The sequence below is a fragment of the Lentzea sp. genome (genome assembly GCF_035525475.1).
In the GTDB taxonomy this organism is placed as follows: Bacteria; Actinomycetota; Actinomycetes; order Mycobacteriales; family Pseudonocardiaceae; genus Lentzea.
Genome location: NZ_DATLEC010000178.1, coordinates 1 through 13102, shown reverse-complemented (window position 1 = coordinate 13102; position 13102 = coordinate 1). Strand labels below are relative to the sequence as shown.

Sequence of the window (13102 nt, the reverse complement as noted above, 5' to 3'; positions counted from 1 at the left end):
CGGACACCAAACCGACTCCGTCTTCTAGGAGAGTGTTCAGTACGTGCAGGCCACCAGGGCTTAACGTGAACCGCATGGACGCGTTCACACCGCAGCCCAGGCCGTGCTGGGTCGCCGGCCGCCCCGAGCAGGGCGAGCAGGCGCTGGAGGTTCTCCACCCCTTCGACGGCACCGAGGTCGCCTCGGTCGCCGTACCGAGCAGAGACCAGGTCGAGCGCGCCGTCGCGGCGGCCGCGTCCATCGCCAAGGAGTTCCGGCGCACACCCGCGCACGTGCGGGCCGAGGCGTTGCTGCAGGTGTCGCGCACGCTGGCCGGCCGCGCGGAGGAGATCGCCGAGACGATCACCGCCGAGAACGGCAAACCGCTGAAGTGGGCCGAGATCGAGGTGCGGCGCGCGGTCACCACCTTCCGGTTCGCGGCCGAGGAGGCGCGCCGGTTCACCGGCGGGCTGCAGCGGCTCGACACCGAGGCCGGTGGCGTGGGGCGGATGGCGATCGTCCGGCACGTGCCGCGCGGGCCGGTGCTGGCGGTGGCGCCGTTCAACTTCCCGCTGAACCTGGTGGCGCACAAGGTCGCGCCGGCGCTCGCGGTGGGTGCGCCGGTGATCGTGAAGCCCGCGTCCGCCACGCCGCTCAGCGCGTTGCTGCTGGGCGAGATCCTGGCCGAGACCGATCTGCCGGAGGGCGTGTTCTCGGTCCTCCCGGTGCGCGGCAAGGACATGGACGCCCTCGTGAAGGACGAGCGGCTGCCGGTCATCTCGTTCACCGGGTCGACGAAGGTCGGCTGGTCGCTGATGGAAGCCGCGCCGCGCAAGCACGTCGTGATGGAACTGGGTTCCAACGCGGCCGCGATCGTCTGTCCTGACTGGACGGACCTCGACCACGCGGCCCAGCGCATCGCGACGTTCGGCAACTACCAGGCCGGGCAGTCGTGCATCGCCGTGCAGCGGGTGATCGTGGACCGCACGCTCGCGGACGAGTTCGTGCCGAAGCTCGTGGAAGCGGTGGGGGCGTTGAAGACCGGCGACCCGCACGACCCCGAGGTCGAGGTCGGCCCGTTGATCGACGAGGACAACGCCCGCCGCGTCGAGGAGTGGGTCAACATGGCCGCCGACGCGGGCGCGAAGGTGCTCCTCGGCGGCAAGCGGACCGGGGCGTCGGTCGAGCCGGCCGTGCTCACCGACGTGCCGAAGACGGCCAAGGTGTGGACAGAGGAGATCTTCGGGCCGGTGCTCGTGGTGTCCGTCGCTGACGGCGTGGAGGACGCGTTCGCGCAGGCCAACGACTCGAAGTACGGACTGCAGGCCGGTGTGTTCACCCGTGACGTCCAGGTGGCGTTCGAGGCCGCGGCCGAGCTGGAGGTCGGCGGCGTGATCATCGGTGACGTGCCGTCCTACCGCGCCGACCAGATGCCCTACGGCGGCGTGAAGGGCTCGGGCACCGGACGTGAAGGCGTCCGGTCGGCGATGGAGGACTTCACCGAGGAACGCGTGACCGTCCTGACCGGGATCCAGATCTGAGTCTGGAATCCGGCTACAGGCCCTGCGGGAACGCCAGCACGCGATCCGGGTCGTGGCGTCGCGCGACCTTCCTGAGCCGCGCGAGGTTGCGGCCGTAGTAGGCGGTCGGCCAGTCGGGCATCTCCGGGTCGATGTAGTTCACGTACCCGGTGGTGCCCGCGCCGAGCCCGTCCCGCCACGACGCGAGCAGCGCGCGGGCCTCGGCCTCGGTCCTGTCCCTGACGTAGACGTAGGTCTGGGCGCTCGCCAGGGCGTCGCGGTGCGGGAACGCCGTGGCGTCCGGCGCGACCCGGCTGAGCGCGCCGCCCCACGAGTCGAGCTGCAGGAACCCGTCGCGCTCGCCGTCCACCAGGTCCGCGACGCGCGTGCCGGGCACGCGGTGGCGCAGCATCCGCGACGACGCGACGAACGCCGCGCCGGGGTCGTCCAACGGCCCCGCGAAGAAGCGCATGGCCTCCAGGTAGGTCATGTCGCGCACGGTCCGCTCGCCTCCGGACGGCATGCGGTCGAGCAGCCCGTGCAGGTCCTTCGCCGGACCGACGTACGTGCCGTCGAACCCGATCCTGGACGGCCCGCCCGTCGCCGAGACGCCGCACCCGGACCACAGCTCGTCCGGCGTGGTCGCGATCCACTCCTGCCAGGCGTCGAACACCTCGGCCGTCGCGCCCGCCGGGTACTGGAGGCTGAACACCGCAAGGTCGGGCGCGGGATCGGTGCGGAACGTGAACGACGTGACGATGCCGAAGTTGCCGCCACCGCCGCCGCGCAGCGCCCAGAACAGGTCCGGGTCGGTGCGCTCGTCCACCGTCCGCAGACAGCCGTCCGGCGTGACGATCGTGGCACTGGTCAGGTGGTCGCAGGTCAGGCCGTACTTGCGGCCGATCACGCCGATGCCGCCGCCCAGCGTCAGCCCGCTGATGCCGACCGTGCCGCACGACCCCGCGGGCAACGCCCTGCCCGCACCTCCGATCCCCTCGTACACGTCGATCAGCCTGGCACCGGCGCCCACCCGCGCGGAGCTGCCGTGGACCCGCACGCCGGCCATGCCGGTGAGGTCGACGACGAGGCCGTTCTCCGGCACCGAGTAGCCCGCGTAGCTGTGCCTTCCGCTGCGAGCGGCGATCGGGACCCGTTCGTGCGACGCGAAGTCCAGGCACGCCTGCACGTCCTCCGGCCTGACGCACTTCGCGATCGCGGCGGGCCTGCGTTGTGCGTAGACGTGGTTGTACGGCAGCCGGAGCCGGTCGTAGCCCGCGTCCCGCGGCAGCACGAGCCGGTCGCCGAGCCTGCGCCTGAGCCGTCCCCAGCCGGTGCTCGCGTGCGCGGTCGCCCCGGCCCCCAGACCTGTGACGGCGAGCGCTGTTCCCTGTAAGAAAGTTCGCCTGTTCATCCCCATGTGACCCAGTTCACCACCCGAGCGCCCGGCGCATCACCTCATCGCTCGGATTCCCCGCGACGTGGCCGTCCGGCCTGACCAGGCGATTCCCGGTGACGCTGAATCCCGGACCCGCGGTGCGCGAGCGGGGAACCAGCTCGCCGCCCTCGGTCGTGAGCGGCGAGTCGGTGTAGGAGAACGGGGTGAAGAGCGTGCCGGAGTCGATGCCTTCACCGGATTCGAGTGCCCTTTCCCGCTTCTCCCTCTCCTCGGGAGTGCGCGGCACCAGGAAGCGCATGGTGTCGCCGGTGATGCGGAGGTTCTCGTCGGCGGCGGCACCGCGTTCGAGGTCGTAGGACTCCAGGAGGTGCGGGCCTGCTTCGCCCCTGCGGTCGGCGGCGATCTTCCACGCCGCGTTGTCCGCGTCGCAGATCCCGGAGTTCAGGCCGCGGGCGCCGAACGGGCTCATCACGTGGGCGGCGTCGCCGGCGAGCAGGACCCTGTTGTCGCGCAGGGTTCTCGCGCGGCGCTGGTGGAAGCGGTAGGTGGACTGCCAGACGACCTCGTACGGCCTGTCTCCGACGATCGCGCGGACGTGGGCGTCGGTGAGCTCGACGTCCCCGGCGACCTGCCAGTCGATCCGCCAGACGCCGCCCGGTTGCGGGTGCAGGAGCACCTGCCGCCCGGGGGTGCACGGCGGGTCGAAGTAGAACCGGCGTTCGGGCGTCTCGAAGTCCAGGTCGACGCGGACGTCGGCGATGATGAACCTGTCGTCGAACGAGAAGCCGTCGAACGGGATGCCCAGCAGTCGCCGGACGGTCGAGTGCGCGCCGTCCGCGGCGATGCAGTGGGTCGCCCCGATACCGTCCTGTGTGGACACTCCCCCGTCGTCCTGGGTGAGGCCTTCGAGCGCGTGGCCGTGGCGGAGCTCGATGAGCGGCTCGGCGCGGACGCGGTCCTCCAGCAGTTGTTCGACGACGGTCTGCGGGGTGTTCACGAACGGCGGGAAACCCGTGGCCTCGGGGAAGGTCAGAGTGAGCACCTCGCGGTCGCGGTGGTAGGTGCGGCCGGTGTACCAGGTGACGCCCGCGTCGGCGACGGCCTGGCCGACGCCGACCCGTTCCAGGACCTCCAGCACGTCGCGCTGCACGCAGATCGAGCGGCTGCCGGCCTCGGCGCGGTGCTCCGCGGCCTCCAGGACGACGCTCGGCACCCCGGCTCTCGCGAGGAGGAGCGCCGCCGTGAGCCCGACCGGCCCGGCACCGACCACCAGGACCGTCACTGCAGGGCGTTCCAGACGGCGCGGTCGCGTTCGGCGGTCCAGATCTCCGGCCAGTCCTTGCCGTCACACTCGTCCCAGTAGCGCTGCACGTCGAACGGCAGGCAGTGCTCGAAGATCGGCCAGCGCCCGTAGCGGCCCACGAGCGTGCTGTGAGCCAGCTCGAAGGCCTGCTTGAGCGTGCCGCCCTCGGCGTGCACACCGCCGACGGTGCGGCGCAGCTCGTCGAGGAAGTGCCTGCTCTGGCTGATGGCCGCCTCGACCTCGATGCGGTCGCGGGCGACCTTCCCGCGCCCGCCCACCAGGACCTCGGCGCCGAGGTCCCGGATTTCGTCCAAAGTGGACGTCGCCCAGTCGTCGTGGAACGCGTCACCGGTGTAGAGCGCGGCCTGCGACTCGACGAGGTCGCCGGCGAAGAGGATGCGCTGCTGCGGCAGCCACGCCACGATGTCGCCCGCCGTGTGCCCGCGCCCGAGGTGCTGCAGCACGAGGTCGCCGCGTTCGTCGCCGAGCGGGATCGTCATGCGGTCGGAGAACGTGAGCGTCGGCCAGGTCAGGCCGGGGATCTCCCCCGGGGACTCGAAGAGCCTCGGCATGCGGCCGAACTCGCTCTCCCAGTCCTGCCGCCCGCGTTCGGCGATCAGCACGCGCGTCATCTCGTGCGCGACGATCTCCTGAGCGCCGAACGCGCTGGCTCCGAGCGTGCGCACGGCGTGGTAGTGGCTGAGCACGAGGTACCGGACGGGCTTCTTCGTGTGCTCGCGGAGCTGCGCGAGCCACCGCCTGGCGGCCGCGGGGGTGGCACGCGCCTCGAAGCAGATGAGGAAGTCCTCGGCCTCGATCGCTCCGACGTTGGGGTCGCCTTCGGCGGTCAGGGTGTAGACGCCGTCGGCGAGCTCGACGAAGACCTCGTCCTTCGGGGCGAGGTCTTCGCTGGAGGCAAAAGGCTTGGTGGCCATGCCTACACGGTGTCAGGACGCCTTCACGATCGGCAACCGCAATGCGGCTGGTGCGTGCTCGGGAACCGCGGGGTTCTTCGGCTTCGTCGGGGTGATCCGCCGGTAGGGCTGCCCCTGGGCGGGCCGCTGGTCCTGCTCGCCCCTGTTCGGCCACAGCGAGAACGCCCGTTCGGCCTGCGCGGTGATCGTGAGGCTCGGGTTCACGCCGAGGTTGGCGCTGATCGCCGCACCGTCCACAACGGACAGACCGGGGTAGTTGAAGACCCGGTGGTACGGGTCGATCACGCCCTGGTCCTCGCCGGCCGCGATGGCGCACCCGCCGATGAAGTGCGCGGTCAGCGGGATGTTGAACAGCTCACCCCACGTGCCGCCCGCCATGCCGTCGATGTGCTTGGCGGCCAGCAGGTTCGCCTCGTGCCCCGCCGGGATGAACGCCGGGTTCGGCTCGCCGTGGCCCTGCTTGCTGGTGAGCTTGCCGCGCCTGAGGTACGTGGTGATGGAGTTGTCGAGGCTCTGCATGACCAGCAGGATCACGGTCCGCTCGCTCCACCGGTGCACGCTCAGCAGCCGGAGCAGCCGCAACGGGTGCCGCACGGCCTGCTTGAGGAACTGCACCCACCGCGGCGTGCTCAGCGCGCCATCCGTGGCGAGGGTCTGCAGCATGCCCATGGCGTTGCTGCCCTTGCCGTACCGGACGGGCTCGATGTGCGTGATCTCATCGGGGTGGATGGAACTGGTGATCGCCACGCCCTGCGTGAAGTCGCTGGCGGGGTCGACCGTGTAGCGCGCGGCCCCGATGATCGACTCGGAGTTGGTGCGGGTGAGCTCGCCGAGCCTGGGCGAGATCTTCGGCAGGGTGGTGGCCCGCGCCTTGTGCAGCAGCTGCTGCGTGCCCCACGTGCCGGCGGCCACCACGACCTGGTCGGCGGTGAAGGTCCTGGTGGCCTTGCCGCCGGTCATCCTGGTCTCGACGGTCCAACGTCCGTCGTGCTCCTTGAGCTGTGTGACCGTGGTCAGCGGGAAGACCCGCGCGCCCAGCTTCTCCGCGAGGTAGAGGTAGTTCTTGACCAGCGTGTTCTTGGCGCCGACCCGGCACCCGGACATGCAGCTGCCGCACTCGGTGCAGCCCGTGCGTTCAGGCCCGGCACCCCCGAAGAACGGGTCGGCGGCCTTCTTGCCGGGCTCGCCGAAGTACACGCCGACGGGCGTGGGGTGGTAGCTGTCCTCGACGCCCATGTCCTTCGCGACCCTCTGCATGACGACGTCGCTCGGGGTCGTCGTGGGGTTCGTGACGACACCCAGCATCCGGCTCGCCTGGTCGTAGAACGGGTCGAGCTCGTCCTGCCAGTCGGTGATGTGGGCCCACTGCCGGTCCTCGTAGAAGGGCTTGAGCGGCCGGTACAGCGTGTTCGCGTACACGAGGCTGCCGCCGCCGACCCCCGCCCCGGCGAGCACCATGACGTTGCGCAGCGTGTGGATGCGCTGGATCCCGAAGCACCGGAGCTGCGGCGCCCACAGGTACCGCCGCAGGTCCCAGCTGGTCTTCGCGAACTCGTCGTCGGCGAACCGGCGCCCCGCCTCGAGGACGGCGACGCGGTAGCCCTTCTCGGTCAGGCGGAGCGCGGCCACGCTTCCGCCGAACCCGGAGCCGACGATGACGACATCGAAGTTACCGGCGAGTTCACCCATGAACCGGAGAGTAGGCGTTACTTCCGGTAACGCCTAGTCCCCTATCGGTTCAGACGGGCGCGGCGCACTCGCGAACGCCGGCCCGAGCCCGCAGCCGACCGCGCGAGCACGAGCGTCAGAACAGAGGCTGGACAGGAGGTCGAGGGTGCACGGGCAGGCGCACCCGTCGCCCCTACAGGACCAGGCCCTCGATCACCCACACCATGAAGGCCACGGCCAGCGCGGTGACCACCAGGCCCCCGCAGATGAGCAGGACCAGCACCTTCCAGCCGATGTTCTCCTCGTCCGCAGGGTCTTCCGCGTGTTCTTCGAGCACTTCGTCGGTCTCCGGTTCGTCGACTGTGTCCACACCGCTGTCGCCGCCACCGAACAAGGCATCCAAATCCACGTCACCAAGGACGCGCGGAGTGGTCGTTCGGTTGCAAGATCGATTTGGGTCCGAGCGACGGCGAAGCAGAAGGGCGCGTCCCCCGTGGGGAACGCGCCCTTCTCGCGATCTGATTCTAGCCGCGGATCGTCAGGCCGACCTTCTGGAACTCCTTGAGGTCGGAGTAGCCGGTCTTGGCCATCGCCCGCCTCAGGGCGCCGAACAGGTTCGTCACGCCACGCGGGTCCGCGGACGGGCCGAACAGCAGCTGACGGAGGTCGAGCTCCTGGTCGACCGCATCGGCGACCAGGCTGCGCGGCACGGACGGGTGCGCGGACGCCGCCGTCCAGTACAGGCCCTGGCCCGGGGCCTCGGTCGCGGCGGCGAGGGGTTCGCCGAGCATCACGGCGTCGGCGCCGCAGGCGATGGACTTCGCCACGTCGCCCGAGGTCGAGACGCCGCCGTCCGCGATGACGTGCACGTAGCGGCCGCCGGTCTCGTCCAGGTAGTCGCGGCGCGCGGCCGCGGCGTCGGCGATCGCGGTGGCCATCGGCACGCCGATGCCGAGGACCGAGTCCGTGGTGGTCACGCCGGGCGTGTAGCCGTAGCCGACGATCACGCCCGCCGCGCCGGTGCGCATCAGGTGCATGGCCGTGCGGTAGTCGCCGACGCCGCCCGCGATCACCGGGATGTCGAGGTCCGCGATGAACGACTTCAGGTTCAGCGGCTCGCCGTCGCGCGACACGTGCTCCGCCGAGATGATCGTGCCCTGGACGACCAGGATCTCGACGCCCGCGGCCAGCAGGTCCGGGGTGAGCTCCGCGGCGCGCTGGGGGCTGACGCGGACCGCGACGGTGACGCCCGACTCGCGGATCTGCTTGACCGCCTCGGCGATCAGGTCCATCCGCAACGGCGCCGCGTGCAGCTCCTGCAGCACCTTCACGGCCGCCGCCGGGTCGTCGCTGTCCTCGGTCGCCTGGACCAGGCGGAACAGCGCCTCGTCGACGTCGCCGTGACGAGCCCAGAGGCCCTCGGCGTTGAGCACGCCGAGTCCGCCCAGCTCGCCGACCGCGACCGCCGTGCCCGGCGACACGATCGCGTCGGTCGGGTGGGTGATCAGCGGGATGTCGAAGCGGTAGGCATCGATCTGCCACGTCGTGGAGACGTCCTTCGACGACCTCGTGCGACGGGACGGGATGATCTCGATGTCGTCCAGCTCGTAGGCCCGCCTCGCGGTCCGGCCCATGCCGATCTCGACCAGATCGCGCACCTGTGGTTCTCCTTCATCCGGGGGTCTGGGGGGCGCCCCCAGAGAAAACACGACGAGCGGAGGTGGTCCGCGCATTCCGCGGACACACCTCTGCCAAGCTGCTGAGCAAGCGTTCCAGCAGCCGAGACACCCTAACGGGTGGTGTAGTTCGGGGCCTCCACGGTCATCGTGATGTCGTGCGGGTGGCTCTCCTTCAGGCCCGCCGCCGTGATCCGCACGAGCTGCTGGTCCTGCAGCTCGGCGATCGTGCGGGAACCCGTGTAGCCCATCGCCGCGCGCAGACCGCCGTTGAGCTGGTGCACGACCTGCGACAACGGGCCGCGGAACGGCGTGCGGCCCTCGATGCCCTCCGGCACGAGCTTGTCCTCGTTGAGCACGTCGTCCTGGAAGTAGCGGTCCTTCGAGAACGACTTGTTCTCGCCGCGGGACTGCATCGCCGCCAGCGAGCCCATGCCCCGGTAGGTCTTGAACTGCTTGCCGTTGACCAGGATCAGGTCGCCGGGCGCCTCCTGGGTGCCCGCGAGCAGCGAACCGAGCATCACGGCGGACGCGCCGGCCGCGATGGCCTTGGCGATGTCGCCGGAGTACTGGATGCCGCCGTCGCCGATCACCGGCACGCCGGCGGGACGGCAGGCGAGCGACGCCTCGTAGATCGCGGTGATCTGCGGCACGCCGACACCCGCGACGACGCGCGTGGTGCAGATCGAGCCGGGGCCGACGCCGACCTTCACGCCGTCCGCACCCGCGTCCACCAGCGCCTGGGCGCCGGCCCGCGTCGCGACGTTGCCGCCGACGACGTCCGCCGAGTCGCCGAGCTCCTTCTTGATGCGGGCGACCATCTCCAGCACGCCGCGCGAGTGGCCGTGCGCGGTGTCGACCATCAGCACGTCCACACCCGCGTCGGCGAGCGTCATGGCGCGCACGAACGAGTCCTCGCCCACGCCCACGGCGGCGGCGCAGAGCAGGCGGCCGTCCGGGTCCTTGGTGGCCATCGGGTACTGCTCGGTCTTCACGAAGTCCTTGACCGTGATCAGGCCCTGGAGCTTGCCGTCACCGTCGACGATCGGCAGCTTCTCGACCTTGTGGCGGCGCAGCAGGCCCAGCGCGGCCTCGGCGGAGACGCCGACCTGCGCGGTGACCAGCGGGCCGTTGGTCATGACCTCGCTGACGCGCTTGCTGTGGTCGAGCTCGAACCGCATGTCGCGGTTCGTGATGATGCCCACCAGCTTGTTGTTCGAGTCCGTCACCGGCACACCGGAGATGCGGTAGCGGGCGCACAGCGCGTCGACCTCGGCCAGCGTGTCGTCCGGGGAGCACGTGACGGGGTCGGTGACCATGCCGGCCTCCGAGCGCTTCACCGTCTCGGCCTGACGGGCCTGGTCCTCGACCGAGAGGTTGCGGTGCAGCACGCCGATGCCGCCCTGCCGCGCCATCGAGATCGCCATCCGGGCCTCGGTGACCGTGTCCATCGCCGCGCTGGCCAGCGGGATCCTGAGGGTGATGTTGCGCGAGATCCTGGTGCTCGTGTCGACGCCGCTCGGGACGACGTCGGACTCGGCAGGCAGCAGGAGCACGTCGTCGAAGGTCAGTCCCAGCATGGCGAACTTGCCCGGGACTCCGTCAGCGTTGAGCTCGCTGGTCATAGCGGGTGACATGCCTTCCGTCGTGCGGTCTGCGCTCCGCTGCCCTGGCGTACTGCCGGTCCAGTTTCCGCAGGCGGAGGCGGTGCTGCCCATGGTATCTGGACGGCTGAGGGGGTACGGCGGGTACCGTGCGGGGTCGTGCCGCACGACGCGTTGCCACCAGACCCCTTCGAGGGCGACCCCGAGGACCCGTCGCTCACCCTCGGCGAGCCGGACCACGACCATCCCCCGATGGACGACGACGAACGAGCTGAGCTGGTCAGCGACCTGAGCGACCTCGCCGTCTACCAAGCCCTGCTCGAACACCGCGGGGTGCGCGGCATCGTCGTCGACTGCGGCGAGTGCGAGGAACCGCACTACCACGACTGGGCGTTGTTGCGAGCCTCACTCGAACAGCTGCTCGCGGACGGCCGCATGCGCCCGCACGAGCCCGCCTTCGACCCGGACCCCGGCTCGTACGTGAGCTGGGAGTACTGCCGGGGGTACGCGGACGGCGTGACGGCGACCGAGTCGGCTCGCTGAGGCCGAGATCACGCAGTGATGTGCGGCGCCCGGCCGCTCGGCAGCGCCGGGACCGGCGCGTCGGCGCTGCCGCGGAACCGCGCGGCAAGCAGACCAGGGCCCGGAAAGGGCCCTCGGGCGTCAGCACCGCGCACCTGCGCCGCGACCCGAGCGGTCACATTCCACCCGACGTGTGAACACCTGGACATGTGAACGGCCCCTGACCTCGGAAGATCAGGGGCCGTTCACACTGCGTCTCAACTGGGTCAGGTGGACCCGGTCTCGCTGACCGTCTGGGTCTGGCCCGCGCCCTCGCTATTCGTCCCCGTGGGGTCGACCGGTGGCGGCGGAGGCGGGTCCTCGGCGTTCGAGGTCGGCGGCGGAGGCGTCTCCGAGGTGTTCGACGCGGACGGCTCGGTCGTCGACGGCTGGGTCGACGGCGCGGTCGACGGCGTCGAGGACTGCGTCGTCGGCTCCGTCACCGGGGTCGTCGTGTCCGGGGTCTGCACGGGCGAGGTGTCGAGCTTCTCCTCGAGCTGCTTGTGCTCCTCCTCGAGCCGCGCCTTGCCGTCGGCCGTCGAGACGGAACCCAGGCTGGCCTCGACCCGCTCGAGCTTCTCGCGGGCCTCGGTCACCTTGCCCTCGCGCAACGCGAGGCGGGCCGACTCGAGGTCGGTGTTGATGATGGCCGCTGCCTCGATGGACTTGGCGTGCTCGGAGTAGAGCACCCGCGTCAGACCCCAGAGAGCGTCACCCGGCTGGGCGTCGCGCGCCACGAGGCTCACGCCGGTGAAGGCGATGGCCAGCACCGCGGCGGCGCTCGCGAGCGGGATCAGGAACCTGTGCCTGCTCACCGGCTGCGGGCGGGCAGCCTGGATCGTGGCGATGGCGGTGTCCGTGTCGACGAGCTCGCCGAACGGCTCCGTCTCCACCTCGTTGCGCCATGCGAGCAGCAGCGCGTTGAGCTCGTCGTCGACCAAGGAGCCGGCCGCACCCGGTGTCGCGGACCCCAGGGCGTCCAGCAGCTTGTCATCGGCCTGCACTGCCGAAAGATCGTCGGCGACGGGTTCGTGCGGGGCTCTGTCGTCCTGTCCGCGCACTTCCTCGTCGTCCTTCCCGTGTTCGTCGGCCACTCAGACCACCTCCTCCGCTGCCAGCGACTTGCGGAGCCGGGCCAGTGCGCGGTGTTGTGCCACCCGGACCGCACCCGGCGTCGAACCGACCGCCTCGGCAGTTTCCTCGGCGGAGAGTCCGACCACCACCCTCAACAACAGGATCTCCCGCTGCTTCTCCGGCAGGACGCGCAGGAGGACTGCCATCCGGCTGGAGAGTTCACCCTGCATCGCCCGCTGCTCGGGACCGGCTCCGGTCTCCTCCGCGTCGGGGACTTCGGGAACGGGTTCGGAGCGGTTCCTGGCTGCGGACCGATGTGCGTCGGCGACCTTGTGCGCCGCGATCCCGTAGACGAACGCGAGGAAGGGCCGGCCCTGGTCGCGGTAGCTGGGCAATGCCGTGAGCACCGCGAGACACACCTCCTGGGCCACATCGTCCGCCGAAGCGAAGCTCCGCTCCTGCCTGCCAACTCTGGCGCGGCAGTACCGCACCACGAGAGGACGTATGGAGGCCAGCAAGCGCTCGATCGCCCGGCGGTCGCCGTCGACGGCCGCGCCCACTTCGGCGTCCAGTCCGTCCCCCAAGTTGGTCATCGCAGACAACAGCCCTGGTGTTACTCGTTGGCGTACCGACATGAACAACACGAGTCACTCACAGCGACCCGGTGCAGCAACATCACCGTACCGGCATTCGGGCCTTCTGTTCATCAGTGGGGTATGGACACCCCGAGTGACCATTCGACACGGTCGAACGAACTCAGCCCGGCGACGACGTCACCGGGCTGGGCTGTTTGCGCGGCCTCCGGGCGCACCGGACGCGCAGGTGAGCCGACTCACGCGCCGGCCCCGCCTTCCCACGTGCGGCACATGGGAACGCGGGGCCGGTGCGGCGAGAACGACTTACTGGACGAGGCCTCGCCGGAAGCCGTGGGCGACCGCCTGAGCGCGGTCGCGGACACCGAGCTTGCGGAAGAGACGACGGGCGTGCGTCTTCACCGTGTCCTCCGACAGGTAGAGCTCGCGGCCGATCTGGCCGTTGCTCTTGCCCTGGCTCATGCCCCGCAGCACCTGGAGCTCACGCTCCGTGAGCTGCACACCGGGGTCGGAGGGCTGACGCGGCGCCGGCACCGAGGTGCTGGCGAGCGTGTGCGCGAGGGCAGCCACGAGCTCGGGACGCGACGCGTCCCACCTCAGGTAGCCGCGCGCACCGCCGGCGATCGCCGCGGCGATGCTGCCGGCGTCGTCGGGTGCTCCGAAGACGATGACGTTTGCCTGCGGATTCGCGGAGACGAGCCGACGGGTAGCTTCAACCCCGGTCGGGACGGCGCGCTGGGTTCCCACCAGGACGACGTCGACCGGCTGCCTTGAAAAGCGAGCCAACAACTCG

General features: G+C 70.6%; 12 protein-coding genes. 2 read left to right on the top strand and 10 right to left on the bottom strand.

Annotated features, from left to right (window positions below):
- Positions 1–74: 74 nt before the first annotated feature.
- Positions 75–1520: an aldehyde dehydrogenase family protein gene (locus VM306_RS28755; protein ID WP_325520700.1), complete on the top strand. Its 1446-nt coding sequence runs from the start codon at positions 75–77 to the stop codon at positions 1518–1520.
- Positions 1521–1533: 13 nt separating this feature from the next.
- Here the strand turns inward: VM306_RS28755 and VM306_RS28750 are convergent, their stop codons facing one another.
- The 7 genes from VM306_RS28750 to guaB all read right to left on the bottom strand — a co-directional run bounded on the left by VM306_RS28750 (position 1534) and on the right by guaB (position 10102).
- Positions 1534–2910, bottom strand: a complete 1377-nt coding sequence (locus VM306_RS28750) for an FAD-binding oxidoreductase (RefSeq protein WP_325520698.1) — start codon at positions 2908–2910, stop codon at positions 1534–1536.
- A 16-nt stretch (positions 2911–2926) separates the two neighbouring features.
- Positions 2927–4177 carry an FAD-dependent monooxygenase gene (locus VM306_RS28745; protein ID WP_325520696.1) on the bottom strand — a complete coding sequence of 417 codons (1251 nt, stop codon included), beginning with the start codon at positions 4175–4177 and terminating at the stop codon, positions 2927–2929.
- The gene (locus tag VM306_RS28740) at positions 4174–5133 is read right to left on the bottom strand and encodes an MBL fold metallo-hydrolase (RefSeq protein ID WP_325520694.1); all 960 of its coding nucleotides are present in this window, start codon (positions 5131–5133) and stop codon (positions 4174–4176) included. The genes VM306_RS28745 and VM306_RS28740 overlap by 4 nt, the downstream gene beginning before the upstream one ends.
- Before the next feature lie 12 nt (positions 5134–5145).
- On the bottom strand, positions 5146–6822 hold the full coding sequence (locus VM306_RS28735) for a GMC family oxidoreductase (protein ID WP_325520692.1): 1677 nt from the start codon (positions 6820–6822) through the stop codon (positions 5146–5148).
- Between the two features lie 172 nt (positions 6823–6994).
- Positions 6995–7210 (bottom strand): hypothetical protein, encoded by a 216-nt coding sequence (locus VM306_RS28730; RefSeq protein ID WP_325520690.1) that lies wholly within the window; start codon positions 7208–7210, stop codon positions 6995–6997.
- 115 nt (positions 7211–7325) lie between these two features.
- Complete coding sequence (locus VM306_RS28725; protein WP_325520688.1) at positions 7326–8459, bottom strand: GuaB3 family IMP dehydrogenase-related protein; 1134 nt, start codon at positions 8457–8459, stop codon at positions 7326–7328.
- 131 nt (positions 8460–8590) lie between these two features.
- Entirely contained in the window at positions 8591–10102 is a 1512-nt protein-coding gene (gene guaB / locus VM306_RS28720) for an IMP dehydrogenase (protein WP_325520686.1), read from the bottom strand.
- A gap of 138 nt (positions 10103–10240) precedes the next feature.
- Here guaB and VM306_RS28715 point away from each other — a divergent pair, with 138 nt between their 5' ends.
- Positions 10241–10624, top strand: a complete 384-nt coding sequence (locus VM306_RS28715; RefSeq protein WP_325520684.1) for a DUF5319 domain-containing protein — start codon at positions 10241–10243, stop codon at positions 10622–10624.
- 245 nt (positions 10625–10869) lie between these two features.
- Here VM306_RS28715 and VM306_RS28710 read toward each other — a convergent pair whose 3' ends face one another.
- The 3 genes from VM306_RS28710 to VM306_RS28700 form a co-directional block, all read right to left on the bottom strand.
- Entirely contained in the window at positions 10870–11736 is an 867-nt protein-coding gene (locus VM306_RS28710; RefSeq protein WP_325520682.1) for an anti-sigma-D factor RsdA, read from the bottom strand.
- Positions 11737–12309 (bottom strand): sigma-70 family RNA polymerase sigma factor, encoded by a 573-nt coding sequence (locus tag VM306_RS28705; RefSeq protein WP_325520680.1) that lies wholly within the window; start codon positions 12307–12309, stop codon positions 11737–11739.
- Between the two features lie 306 nt (positions 12310–12615).
- The coding region (locus tag VM306_RS28700; protein ID WP_325520678.1) for a response regulator transcription factor at positions 12616–13102 on the bottom strand (487 nt) is incomplete at its 5' end.

What these genes read in the sequence shown, in the direction of transcription:
- VM306_RS28755 (WP_325520700.1), top strand. Translation starts at nt 75, where the DNA reads ATGGACGCGTTCACACCGCAGCCCAGGCCGTGCTGGGTCGCCGGCCGC.
- VM306_RS28750 (WP_325520698.1), bottom strand. Translation starts at nt 2,910, where the DNA reads ATGAACAGGCGAACTTTCTTACAGGGAACAGCGCTCGCCGTCACAGGT.
- VM306_RS28705 (WP_325520680.1), bottom strand. Translation starts at nt 12,309, where the DNA reads ATGACCAACTTGGGGGACGGACTGGACGCCGAAGTGGGCGCGGCCGTC.
- guaB (WP_325520686.1), bottom strand. Translation starts at nt 10,102, where the DNA reads ATGACCAGCGAGCTCAACGCTGACGGAGTCCCGGGCAAGTTCGCCATG.
- VM306_RS28740 (WP_325520694.1), bottom strand. Translation starts at nt 5,133, where the DNA reads ATGGCCACCAAGCCTTTTGCCTCCAGCGAAGACCTCGCCCCGAAGGAC.
- VM306_RS28735 (WP_325520692.1), bottom strand. Translation starts at nt 6,822, where the DNA reads ATGGGTGAACTCGCCGGTAACTTCGATGTCGTCATCGTCGGCTCCGGG.